Origin of the sequence: Stutzerimonas degradans, from assembly GCF_024448505.1 — a bacterium.
Classification (GTDB): domain Bacteria; phylum Pseudomonadota; class Gammaproteobacteria; order Pseudomonadales; family Pseudomonadaceae; genus Stutzerimonas; species Stutzerimonas degradans.
In genome coordinates this window covers 201,520-226,940 of record NZ_JAMOHV010000001.1, presented here as the reverse complement: position 1 = coordinate 226,940, position 25,421 = coordinate 201,520, and the positions used below count along the sequence as shown (strand labels likewise).

Here is a 25,421-nt window from a genome sequence, read left to right as displayed (position 1 = left end):
GGCTACGCCGCGCCGGGGAAGCGTACCCGCACCAGCAGACCGCCGAGCCGGCCCTGATCCAGGCTGATCTCGGCGCGATGGGCACGCACGATCTCGCCGACGATGGCCAGGCCGAGGCCGGCGCCGTGCCCACCGGTATCGCGACGGTAGAAGCGCGCGAACACCCGCTCGCGCTCGTCGGCGGGAATGCCCGGACCGTCGTCCTCCACCTCCAGCACGGCGCCGTCGAGCACCCGCAGCACCACATTGCCGCCATCGACGGTGTGCGCCAGCGCGTTATCCAGCAGGTTGCTCAGCAGCTCGCTAATCAGCGTCGGCTCGCCGTCGATCCATACCGGCGCCTCGGCCTCCAGCGCCAGGGCGACGCCGCGCTTGTGCGCCAGCGCCGCCAGCGCCAGCCCCAGCTCACGAGCCAGCTGCGACAGGTCCAGGCGCTGCGCGCCACCCTCGGCGATGGACTGCGCACCGCTCTCGATGCGCGCCAGCGAGAGCAGCTGGTTGGCCAGGTGGATGACCTTGTCGGTGCTCTGCCCGGCGTCTTCCAGGGTGGTGCGCCAGACATTCGGCTGCGCCTCGCGCAGACCCAGCTCGATGCGCGCCTTGAGCGCCGCCAGCGGCGTGCGCAGCTCGTGGGAGGCATCGGCGATGAAGCGCGCCTGGCGCTCGAACTGCCCGCGCAAACGCTCGGTGAACTGGTTGAGCGCAGCCACCAGCGGCTTCAGCTCGCGTTGCACGTCGACCAGCGGCAGCGGCCGCAGATCATCCGGCGCGCGATCCTGCACCGCCTCGCTGAGCCGGGCCAGCGGGCGCAGCGCGGCGCTGACCGCCAGCCACACCAGCAAAAGCGCGGCGAGCGCCAGCAGACCCAGGCGCCACAGCGTGTCGTTCAACAGGCTGCGCGCCATGCGCTCGCGCGCGCCGAGCGTCTCGGCCACGCGAATCTCGGCGATGCCGTTCAGCTCAGGCTCGCTGACCGGCTGCAGCAGGCTGACCAGACGCACGCCCTGGCCCTGGAACTCGCCGTCGTAGAAGCGCGCCAGCGCCGGGTAGTCGTCGGTGCGGCGGACCTCGGCGCCCGGCGCGGGCAACTGTTCGTAGCCACTGACCAGACGCCCTTCGGTGTCCAGCACCTGGTAATAGATGCGCCCCGCGCTGTCGTAGGCGAAGGTGTCCAGCGCCACGTAGGGCACGTTGGCGCGCAGCCTGCCGTCGCTGGTCACCAGCCCATCGGCAATGGCCCGCGCGGACGCCAGCAGGGTGCGATCGTAGGCGGTATCGGCGGCGGCGCGGCCGTTCCAGTAGGCACTCCAGGCCCCATACAGCAGCAGCGGCGTGAGCAGGATGGTCAGCCGCAGCAGCAGCCGCGCGCGCAAACTGCCGGCCGCGGTGCGCTCAGCCATCGAGCGCCTCGAGCATGTAGCCCAGGCCGCGGAAGGTGACGATGCGTACCGGCCGTCCTTCGAGCTTCTTGCGCAGGCGATGGATGTAGATCTCGATGGCCTCGGCGCTGGCATCCTCGTCGAGGCCGAACACCTGCGCGGCCAGCTGGTCCTTGCTCATCACCCGACCGGGGCGGGCGATCAGCGCCTCCAGCACCGCCTGCTCGCGGGAAGTCAGGCTCAGCGGCTCACCGGCCAGGCTGAAGCGCCGCGCATCCAGATCGTGGACCAGCACGCCGCAGCGCTGCTGGCGCTCACCGCCGGCGACGCTGCGGCGCAGCAGCGCCTTGACCCGCGCCTCCAGCTCGGACAGCTCGAACGGCTTGGCCAGGTAGTCGTCGGCGCCGAGGTTGAGGCCGTGCACGCGGTCGCTGACCTCGCCGCGCGCGGTGAGCATCAGCACCGGCAGAGTCTTGCCGCGCTGACGCAGGCGCGCCAGCACCTGAAAGCCGTCGAGCCGCGGCAGGCCGACGTCGAGAATCGCCAGGGCGTAATCCTCGCTGGCCAGCGCCAGGTCGGCGGCGATGCCGTCGGCGAGCAGGTCCACGGTCCAACCGGCGGCGCGCAGCGCCTGCGTCACGCTCTCGGCCAGCGGCGGGTGGTCCTCGACCAGGAGAATGCGCATTGCCTGTCCCTTCGATCTGCCAACGGAGCGCCAGTGTAGCGGCAGAAATCAGCCCACGGCGCGCTGAAAGGCTGGCGAAAGCTTGACTGCCTAGGATCGCTCGCAGGTGGCTCGATCCACCTCCGCACGGCGCATGTGCCGTGACAACAAAAACAACAACTGGAGATACCCAATGCTGACTGTCGTCAGACCCACACCTGCCCGTCTCGCCCTTGCTGTCGCCGCCGCTTCGCTGACGCCCTTCGCCCAGGCCGCCTTCATCGAGGACAGCAGCGCGACCCTGCAGACGCATAACATCTACCTGAACCGCGATTTCCGCGAAGGCGATGGCCAGTCCAAGCGCGAGGAATGGACCCAGGGCTTCATCCTCGACGTGCGCTCCGGCTTCACCGAAGGCACCGTCGGCGTTGGTCTCGACGCGCTGGGCATGCTCGGCGTCAAGCTCGACTCCGGCGGCGGTCGCGCCGGCACCGATCTGCTGCCGGTGCAGGACGATGGCGGCACGCCGGACGCGTTCAGCCGCCTGGGCCTGACCGCCAAGGCGAAGATCGCCGCGACCGAGCTGCGCTACGGATCGCACATCCCCGAGCTGCCGGTGGTCAAGGCCAGCGACAGCCGCACCCTGCCGCAGGTCTTCGAAGGCGCCACCGTCACCTCGACCGACATCGACGGCCTGACCCTCACCGGCGGGCGCCTGGACAAGGTCATCGACCGCGCCTCGACCAACTCCCAGGACCTGCAGCTGAACAACAAGAACAGCCGCTTCGCCAGTGCCGCCGAGGCCGACCACCTGACCTTCGCCGGCGCCGAATACGCCTTCAGCAAGAACCTCACCGGGCGCTACTACTACGGCGAGCTGGACGACGTCTACCGCCAGCACTTCTTCGGCCTGCTGGGCGTCAAGCCGCTGAGCGACAACTCCGCGCTGAGCGCCGACCTGCGCGTGATGCTCAGCGACGACAGCGGCGCGGCCAACGCCGGCAAGATCGACAACCAGGCCTGGAACGGCATGCTCGGCTACAGCCTGGGCGGCCACAAGTTCAGCCTTGGCTACCAGCAGATGCGCGGCGACACCGGCTATGCCTACATCGACGGCGGCGATCCGTTCCTGGTCAACTTCGTGCAGATCAACGACTTCGCCAACGCCGACGAGCGCTCCTGGCAGGCGCGTTACGACTACAACTTCGCCGCCATCGGCATCCCCGGCCTGACCTTCCTGACCCGCTACATCTCCGGCGATAACGCCGAGTACTCCGGCGGCAGCAACGGCAGCGAGTGGGAACGCGACTTCGAATTCAAGTACGTGGTGCAGAGCGGCCCGCTGAAGAACGTCGCACTGCGCTGGCGCAACGCGATGTTCCGCTCCGATTTTGCCCGCGACGCCGACGAAAACCGCCTGATCGTCAGCTATAGCCTGCCGATCTGGTAAACAGAACAAGAAGAGGACCTTTCGATGAAAACCCGACTCAGCCGTTTCGCCCTGCTGTCGTCCTGCCTGCTGCTGTCGAGCCAGCTGCTGGCCGAACCCAAACGCCCCGAGTGCATCGCTCCGGCCAAACCCGGCGGCGGTTTCGACCTGACCTGCAAGCTGGCCCAGAGTGGCCTGAAGGACGCCGGCCTGCTCGAGGCGCCGATGCGCGTCACCTACATGCCAGGCGGCGTAGGCGCGGTGGCCTACAACGCGGTGGTTGCCCAGCGCGCTGCCGATCCCGGCACCATCACCGCCTTCTCCAGCGGCTCGCTGCTCAACCTCGCGCAGGGCAAGTTCGGCCGCTACGACGAGAACGCCGTGCGCTGGCTGGCCGCGGTCGGCACCGACTACGGCGCCATTTCGGTGCGCGCCGACGCGCCCTACCAGAACCTCGACGAGCTGATTGCCGCGGTGAAGAAGGACCCGGGCAGCGTGGTATTCGGCGCCGGCGCCACCATCGGCGGCCAGGACTGGATGCAGACCGCGCTGATCGCCCGCGCTGCCGGTGTCGATCCGAAGAAGCTGCGCTACGTCGCCTTCGAGGGCGGCGGCGAAACGCTGACCGCCATGCTCGGCGGCCACGTACAGGTCACCTCCAGCGGCCTCGGCGAAGTCACCCCGCAGCTCGACGCCGGCAAGATCCGCATCCTCGCCGTGCTCGCCGACGAGCACCTGCCGGGCAAGCTGGCCGACATCCCCACCGCCAAGGAGCAGGGCTACGACATCAGCTGGCCGGTGATCCGCGGTTTCTACATGGGCCCGGAAGTGCCTGACGAGGACTTCAACTGGTGGAAGACCCAGTTCGACACCCTGCTCACCGACGAGGACTTCGCCAAGTTGCGCGAACAGCGCGACCTGTTCCCGCTGTCGATGACCGGCGATGAGCTGGAAGCCTTCGTCAAGCAGCAGGTGCAGGACTACAAGGCCCTGGCCGGCGAGTTCGGCCTGCTCAAGTAACGCCAGAACCGGCCCGCGCCCGCGGGCCGCACGGCTCGCCCGCAACGCTCGGGCGGCCGCATCCTTGAGGTATCCCGTCATGTACGTACGTGTCTTCGCCGCGCTGTGGCTGCTCGCCTGCGCCGGCCTCGCCCTGCTCGCCTGGGGCTTCGAGGCGCCCTTCGCCTACGACCCGGTCGGCCCACGCGCCTACCCGCTGCTGCTGCTGTTGCTGATGGGCTGCGGCGCCCTATGGCTGCTGCTCAAGCCGCAGGGTGAACCGACGCCGGCATTCGACTCTCCGGGCGCCGTGCGCGCGGTGCTCTGCGTGCTGGCGCTGCTGGCCTACGCGCTGCTGTTCGAAACCCTGGGTTTCGTCATCAGCACCGCGCTGACCGGCTTTGCCCTCGGCCTGCTGTTCAACGGTCGCCTGTGGCCCAGCCTGATCAGCGGCGCGCTGCTCGGCGTGCTGCTCTACGGGCTGTTCGATTACCTGCTGGACGTGCCGCTGCCGCTCGGCCTGCTGCGGCTGCTGGAGAGCTGATATGGAAACTTTGAATTTCTTGCTGCAGGGCTTTGATGTCGCCACCCGGCCGACCAACCTGCTGGTGGCGCTGTTCGGCGCCTTCGTCGGCACCGTGGTCGGCCTGCTGCCGGGGCTCGGCCCGATCAACGGCGTGGCGCTGCTGCTGCCGCTGGCCTTCGCCCTCGGCCTGCCACCGGAGACGGCGCTGATCCTGCTCGCCGCGGTGTACCTGGGCTGCGAATACGGCGGGCGCATCTCGGCGATCCTGCTCAACGTGCCGGGCGACGCTGCGGCGGTGATGACCACCCTCGACGGCTATCCGCTGGCGCGTCAGGGCAAGGCCGGCATTGCGTTGTCGCTGTCGGCGGTGAGTTCGTTCGTCGGCAGTTTCATCGCCACCTGCGGCGTGGTGCTGTTCGCTCCGCTGCTGGCGAAATGGGCGGTGGCGTTCGGCCCGGCGGAGTATTTCGTGCTGATGATCTTCGCCATCGCCTGCCTCGGCGGCATGGTCGGCGACAAGCCAGTGAAGACGCTGATGGCCGCGCTGATGGGCCTGGCGCTGGCCACGGTGGGCGTGGATTCGACCACCGGTGTCTACCGTTTCACCTTCGACAGCGTCAGCCTGTCCGACGGCATCCAGTTCGTCATCGTGGTGATCGGCTTCTTCAGCGTCAGCGAGATCCTGCTGATGCTGGAGAAGACCCACAGCGGCCAGCAGGTGGTCAAGGCCAGCGGGCGGCTGCTGTTCAACTTCAAGGAATTCTGCCTGACCTTCTGGACCATGCTGCGCAGCGCCGTGGCCGGCTTCATCATTGGTACGCTGCCGGGCGCCGGGGCGACCATCGCCAGCGCCATGACCTACATGAGCGAGAAGCGCATGGCCGGTGCCAAGGGCCGCTTCGGTGATGGCGACCTGCGCGGCCTGGCGGCGCCGGAAGCGGCCAACAACGCCTCGGCCTGCGGCTCGCTGATCCCCATGCTGACCCTCGGCGTGCCGGGTTCGGGCACCACCGCGGTGATGATCGGCGCGCTGACGCTGTACAACATCACCCCCGGCCCGCTGCTGTTCGAACAGCAGCCGGACGTGGTCTGGGGCCTGATCGCTTCGCTGTTCATCGGCAACGTGATCCTGCTGGTGATGAACATCCCGCTGGTCGGCCTGTTCTCGCGCATGCTCGCCGTGCCGAACTGGGTGCTGGTGCCGGCGATCACGGTGATCAGCATGGTCGGCGTCTACTCTGTGCACAGCACCACCTTCGACCTGGTGCTGATGGTCGGCCTCGGTGTGTTCGGTTACCTGCTGCGCAAGCTGGACTTCCCGCTGTCGGCGCTGATCCTCGGCTTCGTGCTCGGAGAGATGATGGAAGACAACCTGCGCCGTGCGCTGTCGATCTCCAACGGCGAGCTGGGCATCCTCTGGGGCAGCCCGATCACCCTGGCGTTGTGGGCGCTGACCGTGGCGATGCTCGGTATGCCGGCGCTGCGCTGGTACCTCAAGCGCCGCCGCGGCAGCGTGATCGAGGCGCAGGCCTGACATGCGCCAGCGGCTGCCGGCCTGGTGGGCGACGCCGCTGATCGGTGCCGTCGGCGGCTGGCTGGCGAGCCTGGCCGGCTGGCCGCTGCCGTGGATGGTCGGCTCGCTGCTGGCAGTGATCGCGGTGCGCTGCAGCGGCTGGCTGGTGGCAGAGATGCCGCGCGGGCGTCAGGCCGGGCAATGGATCGTCGCCAGCGCCATCGGCCTGCACTTCACCGGCGAGGTGCTGGGCGAGGTGCTGGCGCACTTCGGCGCGATCCTCGCCGGCGCGCTCGGCACCCTGGCGCTGAGCCTGATCGGCATGTTCATTCTCTCGCGCGGCGGCTGCGACCGCGCCACCGCCTACTTCGCCAGCATGCCGGGCGGTGCCAGCGAGATGGTCAACCTCGCCAGCCGCCACGCCGCCAACCCCGGCCGCGTCGCCGCCGCGCACAGCCTGCGCATGCTGCTGGTGGTGCTGGTGATTCCGGCGTTCTTCACCTGGAGCCTGCCGCCGGTCCAGCCACCTGCGCCGCTGCCGGTCGACGGGTTCTGGCTGGCCGTGCTGCTGCCCGCCGGCGGTCTGCTGGCGCTGCTCTGGCGGCGGTGCGGCCAGCCCAACCCGTGGATGCTCGGCCCGCTGACCGCCTGCGCGCTGGCCAGCTCCGGATTCGACCTGCACGTCGGCCTGCCGGACGGCTTGGGGCAGGTCGGCCAATGGCTGATCGGCTCGTCGCTGGCCTGCCACTTCGATCGCGCGTTCTTCCGCACTGCGCCGCTGTTTCTGTTGCGCGTGCTGCTGTTCACGCTGACGGCCATGCTGGTCGCCGTGGCGCTGGCCGCCGGGCTCGGCTGGGCGACGGCGCTGGATGAGACTTCGCTGATGCTGGGGATGATGCCCGGCGGCATCACCGAGCTGTGCCTGACCGCCGAGGCGCTGCAGCTGTCGGTGGCGCTGGTAACTGCGGTGCAGGTGCTCAGGCTGTTTCTGGTGATGTTTCTCGCCGAGCCGTTGTTTCGGCTCTGGCAACGAGCCACGCTTTAGCCCGCCGCCAGGCGGGCTCTTTTTTGGCACCAAGCGCAGTCATTGCGTTTGCCACCGATGCGGTTTCAGCCGAAGAACCAGTAGCACACCAGAATCGCCGCGATCACACCGGCCAGATCCGCCAGCAGCGCACAGCCCACCGCATGCCGCGCGCGCTGGATGCCGACGGCGCCGAAGTACACCGCCAGCACATAGAAGGTCGTCTCGGTGCTGCCCTGCACCGTCGCCGCGACCAGCGCCGGGAAGCTATCGACGCCGTGGTTCTGCATGGTTTCGATCAGCATGGCGCGCGCCGCAGAGCCGGAGAACGGCTTGACCAATGCGGTCGGCAGCGCATCGACGAAACGGGTGTCCCAGCCCAGCGTCTCGACCAGCCAGCGAATGCCGTCCAGGCCGAAATCCAGGGCGCCGGATGCGCGCAGCGCACCGACCGCCACCAGCATGGCGACCAGATACGGCAGCAGGCTCTTGGCCACGTCGAAGCCTTCCTTCGCGCCTTCGACGAAGCTCTCGTAGACCGGCACCTTGCGCAGCGCGCCGACCACCACGAAGACCACGATCAGGCCGAACAGCGTGAGGTTGCCCAGCAGCGAGGACAGCGACGCCAGCGCGGTCGCCGACAGGCTCGCCAGCAGCGCCATGAATGCGCCGAGCAGCAGCGCACCGGGAATCAGGTAGGCCAGCACCACCGGGTCCCACAGGCGCAGGCGCTGCATCAGCGCCACCGACAGCAGCCCGACCAGAGTCGAGGCGCTGGTGGCGAGCAGGATCGGCAGGAACACCAGAGTCGGGTCCTCGGCACCCTGCTGCACGCGGTACATGAAGATCGACACCGGCAGCAGTGTCAGCGACGAGGCGTTGAGCACCAGAAAGAGAATCTGCGCGTTGCTCGCCGTGGTGCTCGACGGGTTGAGCTCCTGCAGCGAGCGCATCGCCTTGAGGCCGATGGGCGTGGCGGCGTTGTCCAGCCCCAGGCCGTTGGCGGCGAAGTTGAGGGTGATCAGCCCCAGCGCCGGATGCCCGGCCGGCACCTCGGGCATCAGTCGACGGAACAGCGGGCCGAGCAGCCGCGCCAGCAGTTCCACCAGTCCGGCCTGCTCGGCAATGCGCAGAAAGCCCAGCCACAGCGTCAGCGTGCCGAACAGAAGAATCATCACTTCCACGGCCAGCCTGGCCATTGCGAACAGGCTTTCCACCAGCGCGGCGAACACCGCCGGATCGCCGCCAAGCAGCCAGCGCGCCAGGGCGGCGGCGGCGGCAACCAGGAAAAAGCCCAGCCAGAGGCCGTTGAGCATGTGCATCCCCCTCTTTCGACAGGCAGCGATGATAGCCGCGTCATGCCGGGAGGATAGAGCGACAGCGAGGGAAAAATCCGCGAAGTGGACAAAGCGACGATAGGGCCGCGCGCCGGAGCGATGACCATGCTCCGGCGCGCAGCACCAGCCGAACCCGGACCGTTGCCGAAGGTACTCCCTGTACCCCTGGGTCACGCCGCCATGCAGAGCAACCCGTCCCCCTGGTTCACCCCTTGTCGGGGCTGCTTCCCTCGGCGCCGAGCGTTGCGTCGGCGCCGCTGTTGAGGCGCGCTACGCGCACCTCGAAAGAACTCTGGCGTCCTGTGCCGTTTCCGCTCCTCGGTGTGGAGCCGCCCGCTACGGGCGGCTTCATCCCGTCAGACGCGCGGACCGCGTCCTCGCCCGAAGATCAGCGATGCCACGAACAGCACCAGGAAGACCACAAACAGGATCTTGGCGATACCTGTAGCGGTGCCTGCGATGCCACCGAAGCCCAGTACCGCGGCGATGATGGCGATGATCAGGAAAGTGATAGCCCAACTCAGCATGGTGCGACTCCTCTCGGTTCAGGATCGGTTCTCGACGGACCGGCCAGGGCACGATCAACTACGAGTTTTTTCTACGCATCCCTGCCGGTTCGCCTGCAAACTCCCTGCTTCAGAAGACCCAGCGCTGCTCCGAGCGCGGCTGGTGCAAGTCGAGTGATTGCGGTGCCCGGCCGGTCAGCGTGATCTCACTAGGTTGAGCGTCATACAGCTGGATTCGTTCCGCGGCGTCCGGCTGCTGCTGGCTGAGCGGTTCGTCCATCGGCTGTTTGGCTCCCATGATCAAGGTCACCACTGCGGCGCCAAGCAATCCTTTGCTGGCCAGGGACAAGCGGGCTTCGCGGTTCATCCTCAACTCCTTCTAAGCATGTCGTAGGCGATTTGCCCTAGACATTGCAGCCCGCGTGCCAGCCTCACATCAAAAAATAATCCTTTATATTCAATAACTTATAAACAGCAAACGAGAATCCTTCCCTTGATTTTGCACGAGCCGCCTCGCCGACCCGTGCGTTTTGCATGATCGGCTCCGCTCAGGAGCGCGCCTCCTGCAACTGGCGCATGCGCGCATGGCAGGCACGCAGCTTCGGCAGTTCCACCGCCAGCAGCGCGCGCACGTCCGGCTGGGCATCCGGCAGCGCATCCTCAAACACGCGCAGGATGCGCTCCTCGGTCTGCAACAGCTGCTCGACATAGGCACCATCGGCATTGCCCAGGTGTGCGCGGGCATCGGTGTACAGCTCGTTCAGGCGCCCGGTGAGCGTGCCGCCCTGCGCCGGCTGCTCGTGGCAGGCCGCCACCTTGACCGCCAGCGCCTGGATTACCTGAGTCTTGGCCTGTGCCATATCGCGGAACAGATGCTGCAGATCGACATCCTTTACTTCGTCGATCGCATGCTGGTAGAAACGCTGCCCGTCGCGGGTTATCTCGATCAGTTCATTGAGTTGCTGCGTGGCTGGATTCATGGCGGATTGCTCCTGTGACCGGCGCCGGGCGTCGGTGAAAGATGATCGATCGCAGGCCACGTACCGGCGCTGCCGCGCCGCCTGCGTCCTCTAAATCAGAGGCTGGCGCCCGCCGCCCGTTCCGCGCCACACCGGCTGCCGGAACGACGACGGCGCACCGTGCAACTTGCAAGACTTTTCATAGACTAAAGAACTCGCCTTCGGCACCGCACGGGCGCGTCCCGCCAGTGCCGCTTGCCGCATCAATATCGCGACCCGGAAGGAGCATTCATGGAGCAAACGACGGACACGGGTGGGCGAATCCTGCTGGTGGATGACGAAGCAGCGATTTTGCGGACCTTCCGCTACTGCCTGGAGGATCGCGGTTATACCGTGATGACCGCCGCCAGCGCCGCGCAGGCGGAGGCGATCCTGCAACGCCAGGTGTTCGACCTGTGCTTCCTCGACCTGCGCCTGGGCGAGGACAACGGCCTCGACGTGCTGCAGCAGATGCGCACGCTGGCGCCGTGGATGCGCGTGGTGATCGTCACCGCGCATTCGGCCGTGGACACCGCGGTCGACGCGATGCAGGCCGGCGCCGCCGACTATCTGCTCAAGCCCTGCAGCCCCGAGCAGCTGCGACTGTCGGCGGCCAAGCAGCTGGAAGTCCGGCAGATGGCCGCGCGCCTGGAAGCGCTGGAAGGCGAGATGCAGAAGCGCAGCGATGCGCTCGGCTCGCATAGCCCGGCGATGATGGCGGTGCTGGAGACGGCGCGGCAGGTCGCCGACACCGACGCCAACATTCTCATCCTCGGCGAATCCGGCACCAGCAAGGGCGAACTGGCGCGCGCCATCCATACCTGGAGCCGGCGTGCGAAGAAGGCGTTCGTCACCATCAACTGCCCGTCGCTGTCGGCCGAGCTGATGGAGAGCGAGCTGTTCGGCCACAACCGCGGCGCCTTCACCGGCGCCACCGAGAGCACCCTCGGGCGGGTCAACCAGGCCGACGGCGGCACGCTGTTTCTCGACGAGATCGGCGATTTCCCGCTGGCGCTGCAGCCCAAGCTGCTGCGTTTCATCCAGGACAAGGAATACGAACGCGTCGGCGACCCGGTGACCCGCCGCGCCGACGTGCGCATCCTCGCGGCGACCAACCTCAACCTCGAGGAGATGGTGCGCGAGGGCAAGTTCCGCGAGGACCTGCTCTACCGCCTCAACGTCATCACGCTCAACCTGCCGCCCATGCGTGAGCGCCCGGAAGACATCCTCGCCCTGGCCGAGCGTTTCCTCGCCTCCTTCGTCAAGAGCTACGGGCGCCCGGCACGCGGCTTCAGCGACGCCGCACTCGCCGCGCTCAAGGCCTACCGCTGGCCGGGCAACGTGCGTGAGCTGCGCAACGTGATCGAGCGCGCCAGCATCATCTGTCCGCAGGCGATGATCGAGGTCAGCCACCTCGGCCTCGGCGAACAGGCCACCGGCAACGCGCCGCGCATCGGCGAGCCGCTGAGTCTGGAGGCCCTGGAGAAGGCGCACATCGCCGGCGTGCTGAGTACCAGCGATACCCTCGAGCAGGCCGCGCGGATCCTCGGCATCGACGCCTCGACGCTCTACCGCAAGCGCAAGCAGTACGGTCTATGAAGCTGCAGATGAAGCTGAGAACCCGGCTGTTCCTGGGTTTCTCGGCGCTGATGACGGTAGCGCTGCTCGGCCTGCTGCTGGCGCTGGTCAGCGTCATGCAGATGGCCAAGAGCCAGGAGCACCTGATCCGCGACAACTTCGGCATCATCGAAATCAACCAGCAGCTGCGCCAGGCGCTCGGCAACCACCTGATCATTCTGCTGCGCGACCACCGCGATCACGAGTCGCTGGGCGCGGCGCGTGCGGCTTTCCAGTCGTCGCTGGAACGCGGCATGCAGAGCGCGCGCAACGACGACGACCGTCAGGCCTTCCAGAGCATCGCCAGCGCCTACGCGAGCTTCCTGCTGGTGCTGGATGCGCCGCGCAGCGAGGGCTGGACGCTGCTGGAGGAAAACGAGCTGAGCCAGGCCTTCAATCAGGTCCGCACCCTGATGGTGGACATGCAGCAGAGCGCCTACGCGACAATCCGCGACACCGAGGTACGCAGCCGCGAACGCGCCATGCTGCTGGCCGGCCTGCTCGGCCTGACCGGCATCGCCGTACTGCTGATCGGCTTCATCACCGCGCACAGCTTCGCCCGGCGCCTCGGCACGCCGATCGAGCAGCTGTCGGCAGCCGCCGACCAGATCGGGCGCGGCGACTTCGGCATCGAACTGCCGACCTCGCCCATCGCCGAGCTGTCGTCGTTGAGCCGACGCTTCGGCCTGATGGCGCAGGCGTTGTTCCAGTTCAAGCAGACCAACGTGCAGGCCTTGATGAACGGCCAGCAGCGCCTGCAGGCACTGCTCGACAGCATCGACGACGGCCTGCTGATCATCGACCGCCACGGCTGCCTGGAGCACGCCAACCCGGTCGCTCAGCGCCAGCTGGCCTGGGAAGGCGAGCATCTGGGCCGCAGCCTGGGCGAAGCGCTCGGCTACCCGGAACTGGACGAGGCCGCGCGCCTGGTGCTCAGCGACAAGCCGCTCGCCGGGCCGCCGCAGGATCTGGTGATCGAGGCCGATGGCGAACGCCGACTGCTGGCCTGGCGCATGAGCCCGGTCAACCACCACGACGGCAGCATCAGCGGCGCTGTGATGGTGCTGCACGACGTCACCGACCAGCGCACCTTCGAGCGCGTGCGCAACGAATTCGTGCTGCGCGCCTCCCACGAGCTGCGCACGCCGGTGACCGGCATGCAGATGGCCTTCAGCCTGCTGCGCGAACGTCTGCACTACCCGCCCAACAATCGCGAATCCGACCTGCTGAGCACCGTGCACGAGGAAATGCAGCGGCTGGTACGGCTGATCAACGACCTGCTGAATTTCTCGCGCTACCAGAGCGGCCAGCAGAAGCTGGAGCTAGAGTCGTGCGACGTTCCGCAGCTGCTCGAAGACGCGCGCCAGCGCTTCGTGGTCGCCGCTGCCGAGCACCATGTCGAGCTTAAGCTGGAGCTGCAGCAGCCGCTGCCCAGCCTGCTGCTCGATCGCCAGCAGATCGAGCGGCTGCTCGACAACCTGCTGAGCAACGCCCTACGCCATACGCCGGAGGGTGGCGAGGTGCGCCTGCTGGCACGCCATCACGGCGAGCGGATGATCATCAGCGTGGAGGACAACGGCGAGGGTATTCCCTACAGCCAGCAGGCGCGGATCTTCGAGCCGTTCGTGCAGATCGGCCGCCGCCGCGGCGGTGCCGGGCTCGGCCTGGCGCTGTGCAAGGAGATCGCCCAGCTGCATGGCGGGCGCATCGGCGTGCATTCGCGCATCGGCCACGGCACGATCTTCTACATCGCCCTGCCGATCTGACGGTCGGCTTCAGCGCGTACCGTTAAGCACCTGCAGCAGCGCGGCGGTTTCGGCGTCCGGCTCGCCGTCGTAGCGCGTCGGGCGGTACTTCATCTGGAACGCCGCGAGCACGTTGCGCGTCGCCTCATCCAGCTCACCGTGGCGCGGCACCTTGTAGCCCTGCAGCTCCAGCGCCAGCTGGAACCAGGCGATATCCGGCGGCGCCGCGGCAAACGCCGCACGCTGCGCCGCCACCGCCGCGGCATCCGGCCAGGGCACCAGGCCGGCATCGGCCAGGCGCTTCCAGGGGAACAGCGGGCCGGGATCGACCTTGCGCTGCGCCGCGATGTCGCTGTGGCCGACGATGGCACCGGGCTTGAGCCCGTGGCGCTGCATGATGTCCTTGAGCAGCAGCACCAGCGCGTCGATCTGTTCATCCGTATACGGATACCAGAGGCGCCGGCCATCCTCGCCCTCGACGTAGCCGCGATTGACCAGTTCGATGCCGATGGAGCTGGAGTTCAGCCAGGTGCGCCCGTTCCACTCGCTCTGCCCGGCATGCCAGGCCCGGCGATCCTCGTCGACCAGGCGATAGATGGTCGCCGGCGCGGCGCCGATCAGGTAGTGGCTGCTCACTTCGCCCTCGGTCAGCAGCGCCAGCGAATGCTCCAGACCGCTGGAGGTGTAGTGCAGCACGATGACCTGCACCCGGCTGTCCTGGCCGACCGCGCGGTAGCGGTCGTCGATCTGCGGCCCGCTGGCGCAGCCGGCCAGCAGCAGGAAGAGCGCGACAAGGCTGATGATTCTCATGGGGGACCTCGGGTCGACGGCTGGGTGATCCGCGGCGGCGCGCGAGGGCGCGATTATACGCAGCGGCGACGAGCGCTCACAGACCGCCCGGTCAGCCACGCTCGACGCGGTTGCGCCCGGCGTCCTTCGCGCGGTAGAGCGCCAGGTCGGCGCGCTCGAAGACCTGCTCGGGCGTGTCGCCGGCTGCGAACGCGCTCATGCCCGCCGAGACGGTGATCTGCACCCGCTCGCCCTTGAAATGGAACGGGCAGACGTCGATGCCGCTGCGCAGCGCTTCGAGCACCTGCAGCCCGGCCTCGGGCGCGGTAGACGGCAGCAGCAGCACGAACTCCTCGCCGCCGAAACGGGCGATGAAGTCGGTGGCGCGCAGACGCTTGCGCAATTCCCCGCCGATGATCTTCAGCACCCGATCACCGGCCAGGTGGCCATAGCTGTCGTTGATCCGCTTGAAGTGGTCGACGTCCACCACGGCGAGCAGCAGCTCACCGCCATAGCGCTCCCAGCGCGCCGCCTCCAGCGCCAGCCGTTCGTTCCAGGCCGTGCGATTCGGCAGGCCGGTGAGGCCGTCGAGCAGGGCCTTCTGCCGCTGCTCCTCGAGATGACCACGCAGGCCCTGCGCCGCCTGTTCCAGGCTGCCGACACGACCGACCAGCTCCTGCAGACGCGCGCCCAGCGCCTGCTCGTGCTGGCTGCGCTGCTGCTGATATTCGCCGACGGTATGCAGCAGGCCATCCAGCCGCGCCTCGACCACGCGCTTGAGGCTGGCCAGATCGGTGGCCTCGCGCATGCTGCTCTGCAGCACGTCGACCTGTTCGCGCAGCTCGTGGTCCAGCGCCTCGGCAGTCCGGCGCGCCTCGGCATGGCCGTCATGCGCAGCGTAGAGGTTCTGCTGCATGGTCACCAGCCGCTCGCTGAGCGTCTTCAGGTAGCTTTCGAACTCGCGCTGGTCCTGATCGCTGGCTGCCAGCAACAGGCTCGCCAGATCGTCCAGCACCGGAACCAGCTCGTACCAGTTCAGACCGTGGCGAATGCGCTCATGCAGCGCCTCGGCCCGCGCCTGTTGCGCTTCACCCAGGCGCAGGCTGCCAACCAGCCCGCGCAGCGCCGCCTCGATACGCTCGGCCACCTGGCTGTACGGTGGCTCCGGCGAATCGGCCAAGGCTGGCTCGCAGTCGCCCGCCGGAGCATCGCTGGACGGAACGTCGCCCTCCAGCTCATACGCCGACAGCGGCGTCGACTGATCCGCTTGCGCCTGATCCGCCTGCGGCGGCACCTCGGCAGCGACCGGCGGCGCGGACACGGGCGTACTGTCCTCGGCGTCCAGCGCCACGCTCTCGCGGCCAGCGAACAGGCGGCGCAGAAAACCACCGCCGGGATTGTCGGCGACAAGCGGCGCGCCGAGGGCCTGACGCTGCAGCTCGCCCAGTTCGCCGAGCAGCGCCGGTAGTTCGCGCGCGCGACCGATGCGCTGTTCGAGCTTGCGGGCGAAGCGCTTCAGGCGCCGGCGCACGTCCGCCGGTGGCGACATCGCCAGCAACGGGTTCACCAGTCCGTGCAGCGCCTCGATCAGATGCCGAGTGCGTTCCTGGCGCTGGCGATCCGAATCCAGCACGGCCTTCTCCAGGCGCGGCACCAGCGTGCTGAGGCCGTCGTCGAAATCGCCGTCGCGCAACACCTCGCGCATCTGCCGCAGGCAGTTTTCCACCGCCGGATCGGCACCTTCGACCGCCATGCTGCTGCGTACCAGGCTGCGTCGCAGCAGATCGACGCGCTGCTCCCAGCGCTGCTCGATCTGCTCCTGCTGTTCGAGCAGGCGCAGGTATTTTTCCTTCCAGCGTTCGGTCTCGACACTCACGACGACGGCTCCAGCGTGGCCGGCAGCGCGTTGCCGTTGAGCGCCTCGGGCAGACGGATTTCCATCGCCACCGGCAGGTGATCGGAAATCGGCAACGGCAACACCTCGACACGCTCGAGGGCGAGGCTCGGGCTGAGCAGGATGTGGTCCAGGCAGCGCTGCGGCCGCCAGCTGGGAAAGGTCGCCTCGACCTGCGGTGCGAGCAGGCCGAGATCGCGCAGCGGGGAATTTTCCAGCAGATCGTTGGCATGGGTGTTCATGTCACCCATCAGCACCTGATGCCGATACCCGCCGATCAGCTCGCGAATGTAGGCCAGCTGACGCACGCGCGTGCGCCCGCCCAGCGCCAGATGCATCATCACCACCACCAGCGCATCCTCGCCCTCGCCGAAACGCAGCAGGATCGCACCGCGGCCGGACGGACCGGGCAGCGGATGGTCCTCCAGCTGCTGCGGGGCAAGACGGCTGAGCACGCCATTGCTGTGCTGGGCGAAGCGCCCGAGGTTGCGGTTGAGCTGCTGGTACCAGTACGGAAAGGCGCCGAGCTGCGCCAGGTGCTCGACCTGATTGATGTAGCCGGAGCGCAGGCTGCCACCGTCGACCTCCTGCAGCGCGACCAGATCGTAGCGACCGATCAGCTCGCCGATGCGCTGCAGGTTCAGCGCCCGCCCCGGATGCGGCAGCAGATGCTGCCAGCTGCGGGTCAGGTAGTGATGGTAACGCTCGGTGCGGATCCCGACCTGGATATTGAAGCTCAGCAGGCGTAGTCGTCCGTCCAGCGGCAGACCGCTCTGCGGCGCGCAGTGCACGTTGGTCTGCGGCTGCCCTGCAGCAGCCGGACGCGACGGATACAAGCGCCGCAGCATCGTCGGTTACCGTGCGGCGCGTTCTTTTTCGATGAGGAAATCAGCCACGTCCAGCGCGCCCTGCGGCCCACCAGCCGAGCCGAGATCGAAACGGTACTTGCCGTTGACGATCAGCACCGGTACGCCGCTGATCTGGTAGGCCATGCCCAGCTTCTTGGCCTGTTCGACGCGGCTCTTCACGCCGAAGGAGTTGTACGCCTTGAGAAAGGCATCCTTGTCGACTCCCTGGCCAGCGAGGAACTCAGCCATTTCTTCGGGCGTCGCGAGCTTCTTGCGCTCCTGGTGATAGGCGGCGAACACCGCGTCATGCACCTGTTTTTCCACGCCCATCGATTCGAGCGCAAGGAACAGTTGTCCATGGGTGTTCCAGATGCCGCCGAACATGGCGGGGATGCGCCGGAAGGCGACATCGGCCGGAAGCTTCTCGACCCACGGGTTGATCACCGGCTCGAACTGGTAGCAGTGCGGGCAGCCATACCAGAACAGCTCGACCACCTCGATCTTGCCCGGCTCGGCGACCGGCACCGGGCTGCTCAGCACCTCGTACTCCTTGCCCGCCTGGTAGTCGGCGGCCACGGCAGGCAGGCCGAACAGGCTGGCGGCAGCAAGGACGGCGGAAATGACGAGTTTGCGCATGGAGGACTCCTGTAAAACGTCTGGCAAGGCATGACAGGCTGCCGCAAAACGACAGGTCTCACCAGCGTTTTGCGCCTTCACCTGCAGCGGTGAATGGCTATTCTAGCGGCGCCGTAACGAAAAAAAGGCGACCGACCTTACGGCCGGGCGCCTTTTCAGCAGATCACCTGTCAGCAGGCGATCAGTGCAGGCCCTGGATGTAGCTCGACAGCGCCTGAATGTCCTTGTTGCTCAGCTTGGCCGCGATACCACGCATGATCATGGTGTCGCCGTCGTTGGTGCGGTTGCCTTCGCGGAAGTCGGTCAGCTGCTTGGCGGTATAGGCGGCATGCTGGCCACCCAGTTGCGGGAAGCCGGCCAGATCGTTACCCACACCGTTCGGTGCGTGGCAACCGGTGCACGCCGGCATGCCCAGGTCCAGCTTGCCGCCGCGGAACAGTTTTTCGCCCTGCGCTACCAGCGCCGGATCGGCCATGCCGACGGTCGGTTTCTGGCTGGAGAAGTAGGCGGCGATGTCGGCCAGGTCCTGATCGCTCAGCGGATCGAGCATGGCGGTCATTTCCAGTACCTTGCGGCCAACGCCCTCAGCCGCACCCGGAGTGCTGCCAGCCTTGATGTCCTGCATCTGTTTGAGCAGGTAGCGCTCACCCTGGCCGGCGAGTTTCGGGAAGTTCGGGGCCGGGCTGTTGCCGTCCACTCCGTGGCAGGCGCCACAAACGGCAGCTTTGCTCTGACCCGCTTTGGCGTCTCCAGCCGCGTGGGCCATACCGGTGATGCCAAGGGTCAACAGCAGACTCACGAGTACTTTGTTCATCAGCTCATCCAACTACGGCTAGGGGTTATAAGGAAATCGATCGGTCGGGCCGCTCGCGTCCGTGGACTACGGCGACGCTCGTTATGCATGGCGCGCCAGATTCCCGATGGGATAAGACCAAAGCGCACATAAAATCTGCGGCATTATATACTCCCGTTCCTGAAACGGAAACGAACCATTGCCGCACCCCCCGCGCACGCACCGGACCGCCCATGCTCCCCAAGAACCCGATTCTCGGCCTCTGCCAGCAAGCCACCTTCATGATCAGCGCCGCCAAGGTCGATCAGTGCCCGGCCGACGAGGGGCTGGAAGTCGCCTTCGCCGGTCGCTCGAACGCCGGCAAGTCCAGCGCGCTGAACACCCTGACCCATGCCAATCTGGCGCGCACCTCAAAGACGCCGGGACGCACGCAGCTGCTCAACTTCTTCCGCCTCGACGACGAGCGTCGTCTGGTCGACCTGCCCGGCTACGGCTATGCCAAGGTACCGATTCCGCTCAAGCAGCACTGGCAACGCCATCTGGAAGCCTACCTGGGCAGCCGCGAGAGCCTGGCCGGGGTATTCCTGATGATGGATATCCGCCATCCGCTGACCGAGTTCGACCGCATGATGCTGGACTGGTCGAGCGCCAGTCAGATGCCGCTGCACATCCTGCTGACCAAGTCCGACAAGCTCGCCTTCGGCGCCGCCAAGACCGCCCTGCTGACGATCCAGCATGACGTGCGCAAGCAGTGGGGCGACGCGGTGAGCGTGCAGCTGTTCTCCGCACCCAAGCGCCAGGGCGTGGAACAGGCGCAGCAGGTGCTGGCCGACTGGCTGGGACTGCTCGAGGAACAGCCCGAAGCCTGAAACCGCTGCCGGCCGCATGCGCACAAAAAAGCCCCGACAAGGCGGGGCTTGTGCGACCGGCGAAGCGGTTCAGGCGTCGCAGGACGCCTGATAGGCCGCCGCGTCGAGCAGCTTGTCCAGTTCCGCCTTGTCGCTGGGCCGCAGACGGAAGAACCAGCTGCCGTACGGATCGCTGTTGACCTGCTCGGGCGAATCGGCCAGCGCCTCGTTGATCGCGATCACCTCGCCGGAAACCGGCGCATAGATGTCCGACGCCGCCTTCACCGATTCCACCACGCCGGCTTCCTGGCCCGCCGCAAGCTGGCCGCCGACTTCCGGCAGCTCGACGTAGACCACGTCGCCCAACGCCTGCTGGGCATGATCGGAGATACCGACGGTGACGCTGCCATCCGCTTCGAGGCGGGCCCACTCATGGCTGGCGGCGTAACGCAGGTCGCTTGGGATTTCGCTCATTCGTATTGTCCTCGAGGCTGTCCAGTGCAGACACGCTAAGCCATCGCGCGAAGCGGTCGCCAGAATTTACACCAGTACCTTGCCGTTGCGCACGAAGGTCGGCTGCACGACGCGCACCGGATACCATTTGCCGCGGATTTCCACTTCCGCACGCTCTCCGGTGGCCGCGGGAACGCGTGCGAGCGCGATCGACTTGCCAAGCGTAGGCGAAAAACTGCCGCTGGTGATCTCGCCGTCACCCACCCCAGTCACCCGCACCACCTGATGGGCGCGCAGCACACCACGCTCCTCCATGACCAGGCCGACCAGCCGCGGCAGGTCATCGCTGGACTTCTGCCGTTCGAGCGCAGCGCGCCCGACGAACTCGCGCGCCGTCGGCTCCCAGGCGATGGTCCAGCCGAGGTTCGACGACAGCGGCGAAACCTCCTCACTCATGTCCTGACCGTACAGATTCAGGCCCGCTTCCAGGCGCAGGGTGTCCCGCGCGCCCAGGCCGATCGGTGGAATGCCGGCGCCGACCAGCTCGGTGAAGAAGCCGGTGATCTGCTCGGCCGGCAGGATGATCTCCAGGCCGTCCTCGCCGGTGTAGCCGGTGCGCGCGATGAACCAGTCGCCCTGGACCAGGCCGTGAAATGGCTTGAGATCCTGAATCAGCGCGGCACGCGGCTGATCGACCAGCTCGGCGGTACGCGCGCGCGCATGCGGGCCCTGGATCGCCAGCATCGCCAGCTCGGCGCGCTCGCGAATTTCCACATGGAATCCATCGGCCTGCGCGTGCAGCCAGGCCAGGTCCTTGTCGTGCGTGCTGGCATTGACTACCAGGCGGTAACCCCAGTCGGTGAGGTAGACGATCAGGTCGTCGACCACACCGCCACGCTCATTGAGCATGGTGCTGTACAGCGCCCGACCGACGTGCCGCAGGCGCGCCACGTCGTTGGCCAGCAGTCGCTGCAGATAGAGCATGGCCTGCGGCCCGGCGACATCGATGACGGTCATGTGCGAGACATCGAACACTCCGCACTCACGCCGCACCTGCTGATGTTCCTCGACCTGTGAGCCGTAATGCAGCGGCATGTCCCAGCCGCCGAAATCGACCATCTTGGCGCCGAGCGCAAGGTGCTGAGCGTAGAGGGGAGTACGCTGACCCATAGGTTTCTCCTTCCGGGCAGGTCGCCGAAACGGCCTTGTAAAGCCTGACTGAGCCGGTTGCGCAGCGAGCTGCCGGCGTTCGAATGGCGCGCATTGTAGCCCCAAGGTTGTGACAGGTCACGGCAGCCCGACGCCGTGTCGGGCGTGCGCGCGAACGCCCGGCAGGACGGCGTTCTAGCCCCTGGCCGAGCGGCGGATCAGCAGGATCACCGGCAGCAGGCCGACCAGCACCAGCGTCAACGCCGGCAGCGCGGCGCGCGCCCACTCGCCCTCGCTGGTCATCTCGAAGACGCGCACTGCCAGGGTGTCCCAGCCGAACGGACGCATCAGCAGCGTTGCCGGCATTTCCTTGAGTACGTCGACGAACACCAGCAGCGCGGCACTCAGCGTGCCGGGCAGCAGCAGTGGCAAATAGACTCGCAGGAACAGCCCCGGACCACCTACGCCGAGGCTGCGCGACGCCTGCGGCAGCGACGGACGAATGCGCGCCAGACTGCTTTCCAGCGGGCCGAAGGCCACCGCCATGAAGCGCACCAGATAGGCCAGCAGCAACGCGCCGAGGCTGCCGAGCAGCACCGGCTTGCCGGCACCGCCCAGCCAGTCGGACAGCGGAATCACCAGATGCCGATCCAGATAGCTGAACGCCAGCATGATCGCCACCGCCAGTACCGAGCCCGGCAGCGCGTAACCCAGATTGGCCAGCCCGACAGCCGTGCGAACCGCGCGTACCGGCGCCTGGCGGCGGGCGAACGCCAGCAGCAGCGCGGTGCTGACGATGATCAGCGCGGCCAGGCCGCCGAGGTAGAGTGTGTGCAGAATCAGCCCGGTGTAACGCTCGTCGAGATCGAAGCGGCCGCGCTGCCAGAACCACGCCAGCAACTGCAGCACCGGGACGACGAACGCACAGAGGAACACCAGCCCGCACCAGGCGCTGGCGGCGAATGCCTTGAAACCGCGCAGCGGATACAGCGCCACCGTGCTGGCGCGCTCACTCGCCGGGCGCGCCGCACCGCGGGCGCGGCGTTCGCCATAGAGCACCAGCATCACCGCCAGCAGCAGCAGACTGGCCAGCTGGGTGGCGCTGGTCAGGCTGAAGAAGCCGTACCAGGTCTTGTAGATTGCGGTGGTGAAGGTATCGAAGTTGAACACCGAGACCGCACCGAAATCGGCCAGTGTTTCCATCACCGCCAGCGCCAGCCCGGCCCCGATCGCCGGGCGCGCCATCGGCAACGCCACAGTCCAGAAGGCTCGCCAGGGCGACTGGCCAAGCACCCGCGCCGCCTCCATCAGGCCGCGTCCCTGGGCGAGAAACGCTGAGCGCGCCAGCAGGTAGACATAGGGATAGAACACCAGCACCAGCACCACGATTACTCCGCCGGTGGAACGCACCCGCGGAAATCGAATGCCGCTGCCGAACCATTCGCGCGCCAGCGTCTGCACCGGTCCGGCGAAGTCGAGCAGGCCGATGAAGACGAACGCCAGCACATAGGCGGGAATCGCGAAGGGCAGCATCAGCGCCCAGTCCAGCCAGCGCCGCCCGGGGAATTCGCAAAGCGAGGTCAACCAGGCCAGGCTGACGCCCAGTACCGTCACACCGGCGCCGACGCCGAGCAGCAGCGTCAGCGTATTGCCCAGCAGCCGCGGCATCTGGGTATCCCACAGGTGCGACCAGATCTCCCGGTCGATGTCATGCCAGCTGAACAGCAGAACGCTCAGCGGCAGCAGCACCAGCGCCGCGACGGCGAAGGTGATCGGATACCAGCGGTGCTCGACGGAGTGGGACACGCAAGCCTCGGATGGGGAAAAGACAACGCCCCGGATCAACCGGGGCGTCGAGTATAACCGTAGCGGCGAGGCGGACGGCTCGTGCGGCCTGATCTCAGCCGCGCACCGCCCGCGCCGTACCGCGCGGCAACATTACCGCCAGCCGGCGCGGTCCATCAGTTTGATCGCCTCGGCCTGACGCTTGCCGGCCACTTCGACCGGAATGCTGTCGGCCTTGAACTCGCCCCAGGCGGCCACCTCGGCGGACGGCTTCACCTGCGGGTTGGCCGGGTATTCCATGTTGATGTCGGCGAAGATGCTCTGCGCCTCGGCGCCGGTCATCCACTCCACCAGCTTGCGCGCCGCGTCCGGGTTCGGCGCGTACTTGGTCAGGCCGATGCCGGAGAGGTTCACGTGCACGCCGCGATCCTGCTGGTTCGGCCAGAACAGCTTGGCCTTGAGCGCCGGATTCTCCTGGTGCAGGCGGCCGTAGTAATAGGTGTTGACGATGCCGACATCGCACTGGCCGGCGTCGATGGCCTGGATCAGCGCGGTGTCATCGGCGAAGACGTCGGTCGCCAGATTGTCGACCCAGCCCTTGATGATCTGCTCGGTCTTCTCGGCGCCGTGCGTCTCGATCAGCGTGGCGGTCAGCGACTGGTTGTAGACCTTCTTGCTGGTACGCAGACACAGACGGCCGTCCCACTTGTCGTCAGCCAGGGCTTCGTAGGTGGTCAGCTCGCCGTCCTTGACCCGCTCCGGCGAGTAGACGATGGTGCGCGCGCGCAGCGAAAGGCCGGTCCAGGCATCGTTGGACGAGCGGTACTGCGACGGGATGTTCTGCTTGACCACCGCGGAATTCAGCGGCTGCAGCAGACCCATTTCCTCGGCCTGCCAGAGGTTGCCACCATCGACAGTGAGCAGCAGGTCCGCCGGCGTGTTCTCGCCTTCGGCCTTGATCCGGGCCATCAGCGGCGCTTCCTTGTCGGTGATGAACTTCACCGCGACGCCACTCTGCTTGGTGTAGGCGTCGAACACGGGCTTGATCAGCTCGTCGATGCGCGACGAGTAGACCACCACTTCATCGGCAGCCTGGACAGCGCTCGACAGCGCAGTGAGTGCCAGCGCGGCGAGTAAACCTTTGCTTACCTGCATGAATCAGCCTCTTGTTTGGTCCGGATAGAGGCCGAATAGTAGTGACTCCCATTTAGTTTCTCAATGCGACAATGCGCGCATGTAGCTTTTCGTTACTCCTTGCGCGCTCAGCAGCGTGCCAGCTGCGGAAGATCGCCACTCAGGCCCAGCGCCTGACGCACGAACAGCGCCTTGACCTCCGGCAGTGCTTCGGCGCTCTTCAGCCCGGCATTGCGCAGCCAGCGCAGCGGCAGCTGATCGGTCTGGAACAAGCGCTCGAATCCTTCCATCGCCGCCATCATCGTCAGGTTGTGCGGCATGCGCCGGCGCTCGAAACGGCTGAGCACGCGCAGATCGGCCGGTCGCTCGCCGCGCGCCAGCGCCGCCTGCAGCACCTCGGCCAGCACGGCGGCATCCAGCAGGCCGAGGTTCACCCCCTGGCCGGCCAGCGGATGGATGGTGTGCGCGGCATCGCCGATCAACGCCAGCCCGGCGCGCACGTAACGCTTGGCATGCCGCTGACGCAGCGGAATGCATAGCCGCGGGTCGACTTCCTGCACCTCGCCCAGACGCTGTTCGAAAGCCCGTCCCAGCGCCGCACGGAAGGTTTCGTCATCGAGCGCCATCAGGCGCCTGGCCTCGTCCTCGGTGGCCGACCAGACGATCGAACACCAGTGCTCGTCGCCGTCCCGCTGTAACGGCAGGAACGCCAGCGGCCCGTTGTCGGTGAAGCGCTGCCAGGCGGTACGCTGGTGCGCCTCGGCGCAGCGCACGCTGGTGACGATGGCATGGTGAAAGTAATCCCACTCGCGCGTCTCGCAGCCGGCCAAACGGCGCACCGCCGAATTCGCACCGTCGGCAGCGACCACCAGCGGCGCGCGCAGCTGTCGGCCATCGCTGAAGGTGAGCTGCCAGCCGTCCTCGACCTCGTGCAGTTGCTCCAGTCGCGCGTCGGCGATCAGCTCGGCTGTGCCGCGTGCCTGCAGCGCTTCGAGCAGGGCATCCTGCACCACGCGGTTCTCGACGATATGGCCAAGTACCTCGGCATGCACGGTCGCCGCGCTGAAATGAATCTGCCCGGTGCCCGAGCCATCCCACACGCGCATGTCGCCGTAGGGACTGGCGCGCCGTGCGGCAATGCCGGGCCAGGCGCCGACGCGTTCGAGGATGCGCTGGCTGGCGGCGGAGAGCGCACTGACCCGCGGTTCGAACGCGCCCTGCGCATCGAACGGCGCCAGCGTCAGCGGGCCGGCATCGGCAATCGCGACCTTCAGCCCGCTGCCTTCAAGCGCCAGGGCCAGCGTGCTGCCGACCATTCCCGCGCCGACGATGATCAGATCCGCTTGCATCGCTAC

24 protein-coding genes are annotated in these 25,421 nt (G+C 67.2%); 8 read left to right on the top strand and 16 right to left on the bottom strand.

What is annotated here, in order from left to right; genetic code table 11:
* Positions 1 to 2: 2 nt before the first annotated feature.
* A complete protein-coding gene (locus tag NAV27_RS01145; RefSeq protein WP_008569356.1) occupies positions 3 to 1,400 on the bottom strand; it encodes a sensor histidine kinase in 1,398 nt (465 codons plus the stop codon).
* Positions 1,393 to 2,064 (bottom strand): response regulator, encoded by a 672-nt coding sequence (locus tag NAV27_RS01140; protein WP_102828039.1) that lies wholly within the window; start codon positions 2,062 to 2,064, stop codon positions 1,393 to 1,395. The genes NAV27_RS01145 and NAV27_RS01140 overlap by 8 nt, the downstream gene beginning before the upstream one ends.
* 172 nt (positions 2,065 to 2,236) lie before the next feature.
* On the opposite strand from NAV27_RS01140, the gene NAV27_RS01135 reads away from it, so the two are divergent.
* From NAV27_RS01135 to NAV27_RS01115, 5 genes are all read left to right on the top strand, one after another.
* The gene (locus tag NAV27_RS01135; RefSeq protein ID WP_008569353.1) at positions 2,237 to 3,493 is read left to right on the top strand and encodes an OprD family porin; all 1,257 of its coding nucleotides are present in this window, start codon (positions 2,237 to 2,239) and stop codon (positions 3,491 to 3,493) included.
* Positions 3,494 to 3,517: 24 nt separating this feature from the next.
* On the top strand, positions 3,518 to 4,492 hold the full coding sequence (locus NAV27_RS01130; RefSeq protein ID WP_102828040.1) for a Bug family tripartite tricarboxylate transporter substrate binding protein: 975 nt from the start codon (positions 3,518 to 3,520) through the stop codon (positions 4,490 to 4,492).
* Between the two features lie 79 nt (positions 4,493 to 4,571).
* A complete protein-coding gene (locus NAV27_RS01125) occupies positions 4,572 to 5,015 on the top strand; it encodes a tripartite tricarboxylate transporter TctB family protein (protein ID WP_008569351.1) in 444 nt (147 codons plus the stop codon).
* A 1-nt stretch (position 5,016) separates the two neighbouring features.
* Entirely contained in the window at positions 5,017 to 6,531 is a 1,515-nt protein-coding gene (locus NAV27_RS01120; protein WP_102828041.1) for a tripartite tricarboxylate transporter permease, read from the top strand.
* A gap of 1 nt (position 6,532) precedes the next feature.
* Positions 6,533 to 7,555 carry an AbrB family transcriptional regulator gene (locus tag NAV27_RS01115; protein ID WP_102828042.1) on the top strand — a complete coding sequence of 341 codons (1,023 nt, stop codon included), beginning with the start codon at positions 6,533 to 6,535 and terminating at the stop codon, positions 7,553 to 7,555.
* Between the two features lie 65 nt (positions 7,556 to 7,620).
* Here NAV27_RS01115 and NAV27_RS01110 read toward each other — a convergent pair whose 3' ends face one another.
* From NAV27_RS01110 to NAV27_RS01095, 4 genes are all read right to left on the bottom strand, one after another.
* Positions 7,621 to 8,850, bottom strand: coding sequence for a nucleoside recognition domain-containing protein (locus NAV27_RS01110; RefSeq protein ID WP_003286803.1), 1,230 nt, complete (start codon positions 8,848 to 8,850; stop codon positions 7,621 to 7,623).
* A 377-nt stretch (positions 8,851 to 9,227) separates the two neighbouring features.
* Positions 9,228 to 9,398 (bottom strand): DUF1328 domain-containing protein, encoded by a 171-nt coding sequence (locus tag NAV27_RS01105; RefSeq protein WP_003282841.1) that lies wholly within the window; start codon positions 9,396 to 9,398, stop codon positions 9,228 to 9,230.
* Between the two features lie 109 nt (positions 9,399 to 9,507).
* Positions 9,508 to 9,744 carry a hypothetical protein gene (locus tag NAV27_RS01100; RefSeq protein WP_003286804.1) on the bottom strand — a complete coding sequence of 79 codons (237 nt, stop codon included), beginning with the start codon at positions 9,742 to 9,744 and terminating at the stop codon, positions 9,508 to 9,510.
* 181 nt (positions 9,745 to 9,925) lie between these two features.
* A complete protein-coding gene (locus tag NAV27_RS01095) occupies positions 9,926 to 10,357 on the bottom strand; it encodes a ferritin-like domain-containing protein (RefSeq protein ID WP_102828043.1) in 432 nt (143 codons plus the stop codon).
* A 270-nt stretch (positions 10,358 to 10,627) separates the two neighbouring features.
* On the opposite strand from NAV27_RS01095, the gene algB reads away from it, so the two are divergent.
* Positions 10,628 to 11,974, top strand: coding sequence for a sigma-54-dependent response regulator transcription factor AlgB (gene algB, locus NAV27_RS01090; RefSeq protein WP_102828044.1), 1,347 nt, complete (start codon positions 10,628 to 10,630; stop codon positions 11,972 to 11,974).
* Positions 11,971 to 13,758 (top strand): KinB sensor domain-containing domain, encoded by a 1,788-nt coding sequence (locus NAV27_RS01085; RefSeq protein WP_102828045.1) that lies wholly within the window; start codon positions 11,971 to 11,973, stop codon positions 13,756 to 13,758. The genes algB and NAV27_RS01085 overlap by 4 nt, the downstream gene beginning before the upstream one ends.
* A gap of 9 nt (positions 13,759 to 13,767) precedes the next feature.
* Here NAV27_RS01085 and NAV27_RS01080 read toward each other — a convergent pair whose 3' ends face one another.
* The 5 genes from NAV27_RS01080 to NAV27_RS01060 form a co-directional block, all read right to left on the bottom strand.
* The gene (locus tag NAV27_RS01080) at positions 13,768 to 14,547 is read right to left on the bottom strand and encodes an N-acetylmuramoyl-L-alanine amidase (protein ID WP_102828046.1); all 780 of its coding nucleotides are present in this window, start codon (positions 14,545 to 14,547) and stop codon (positions 13,768 to 13,770) included.
* Positions 14,548 to 14,638: 91 nt separating this feature from the next.
* Positions 14,639 to 16,402: a GGDEF domain-containing protein gene (locus tag NAV27_RS01075; protein WP_102828047.1), complete on the bottom strand. Its 1,764-nt coding sequence runs from the start codon at positions 16,400 to 16,402 to the stop codon at positions 14,639 to 14,641.
* The gene (locus tag NAV27_RS01070) at positions 16,399 to 17,268 is read right to left on the bottom strand and encodes an endonuclease/exonuclease/phosphatase family protein (RefSeq protein ID WP_008569341.1); all 870 of its coding nucleotides are present in this window, start codon (positions 17,266 to 17,268) and stop codon (positions 16,399 to 16,401) included. The genes NAV27_RS01075 and NAV27_RS01070 overlap by 4 nt, the downstream gene beginning before the upstream one ends.
* A 6-nt stretch (positions 17,269 to 17,274) precedes the next feature.
* Positions 17,275 to 17,904 (bottom strand): thiol:disulfide interchange protein DsbA/DsbL, encoded by a 630-nt coding sequence (locus NAV27_RS01065; protein ID WP_054093936.1) that lies wholly within the window; start codon positions 17,902 to 17,904, stop codon positions 17,275 to 17,277.
* Between the two features lie 181 nt (positions 17,905 to 18,085).
* Complete coding sequence (locus tag NAV27_RS01060; protein ID WP_008569338.1) at positions 18,086 to 18,718, bottom strand: c-type cytochrome; 633 nt, start codon at positions 18,716 to 18,718, stop codon at positions 18,086 to 18,088.
* Positions 18,719 to 18,930: 212 nt separating this feature from the next.
* Between NAV27_RS01060 and yihA the strand changes: the two genes are divergently transcribed.
* Entirely contained in the window at positions 18,931 to 19,566 is a 636-nt protein-coding gene (gene yihA, locus NAV27_RS01055; RefSeq protein WP_008569336.1) for a ribosome biogenesis GTP-binding protein YihA/YsxC, read from the top strand.
* A 69-nt stretch (positions 19,567 to 19,635) separates the two neighbouring features.
* Here the strand turns inward: yihA and gcvH are convergent, their stop codons facing one another.
* The 5 genes from gcvH to NAV27_RS01030 all read right to left on the bottom strand — a co-directional run bounded on the left by gcvH (position 19,636) and on the right by NAV27_RS01030 (position 25,415).
* A complete protein-coding gene (gene gcvH / locus NAV27_RS01050; protein ID WP_008569335.1) occupies positions 19,636 to 20,019 on the bottom strand; it encodes a glycine cleavage system protein GcvH in 384 nt (127 codons plus the stop codon).
* Positions 20,020 to 20,085: 66 nt separating this feature from the next.
* On the bottom strand, positions 20,086 to 21,168 hold the full coding sequence (gcvT, locus tag NAV27_RS01045) for a glycine cleavage system aminomethyltransferase GcvT (RefSeq protein ID WP_102828048.1): 1,083 nt from the start codon (positions 21,166 to 21,168) through the stop codon (positions 20,086 to 20,088).
* Positions 21,169 to 21,342: 174 nt separating this feature from the next.
* Entirely contained in the window at positions 21,343 to 22,953 is a 1,611-nt protein-coding gene (locus NAV27_RS01040; protein ID WP_102828049.1) for an ABC transporter permease, read from the bottom strand.
* 132 nt (positions 22,954 to 23,085) lie between these two features.
* The gene (locus NAV27_RS01035) at positions 23,086 to 24,087 is read right to left on the bottom strand and encodes an extracellular solute-binding protein (RefSeq protein WP_008569332.1); all 1,002 of its coding nucleotides are present in this window, start codon (positions 24,085 to 24,087) and stop codon (positions 23,086 to 23,088) included.
* A 107-nt stretch (positions 24,088 to 24,194) separates the two neighbouring features.
* The gene (locus NAV27_RS01030; RefSeq protein ID WP_102828050.1) at positions 24,195 to 25,415 is read right to left on the bottom strand and encodes a 2-octaprenyl-3-methyl-6-methoxy-1,4-benzoquinol hydroxylase; all 1,221 of its coding nucleotides are present in this window, start codon (positions 25,413 to 25,415) and stop codon (positions 24,195 to 24,197) included.
* Between the last annotated feature and the right edge of the window lie 6 nt (positions 25,416 to 25,421).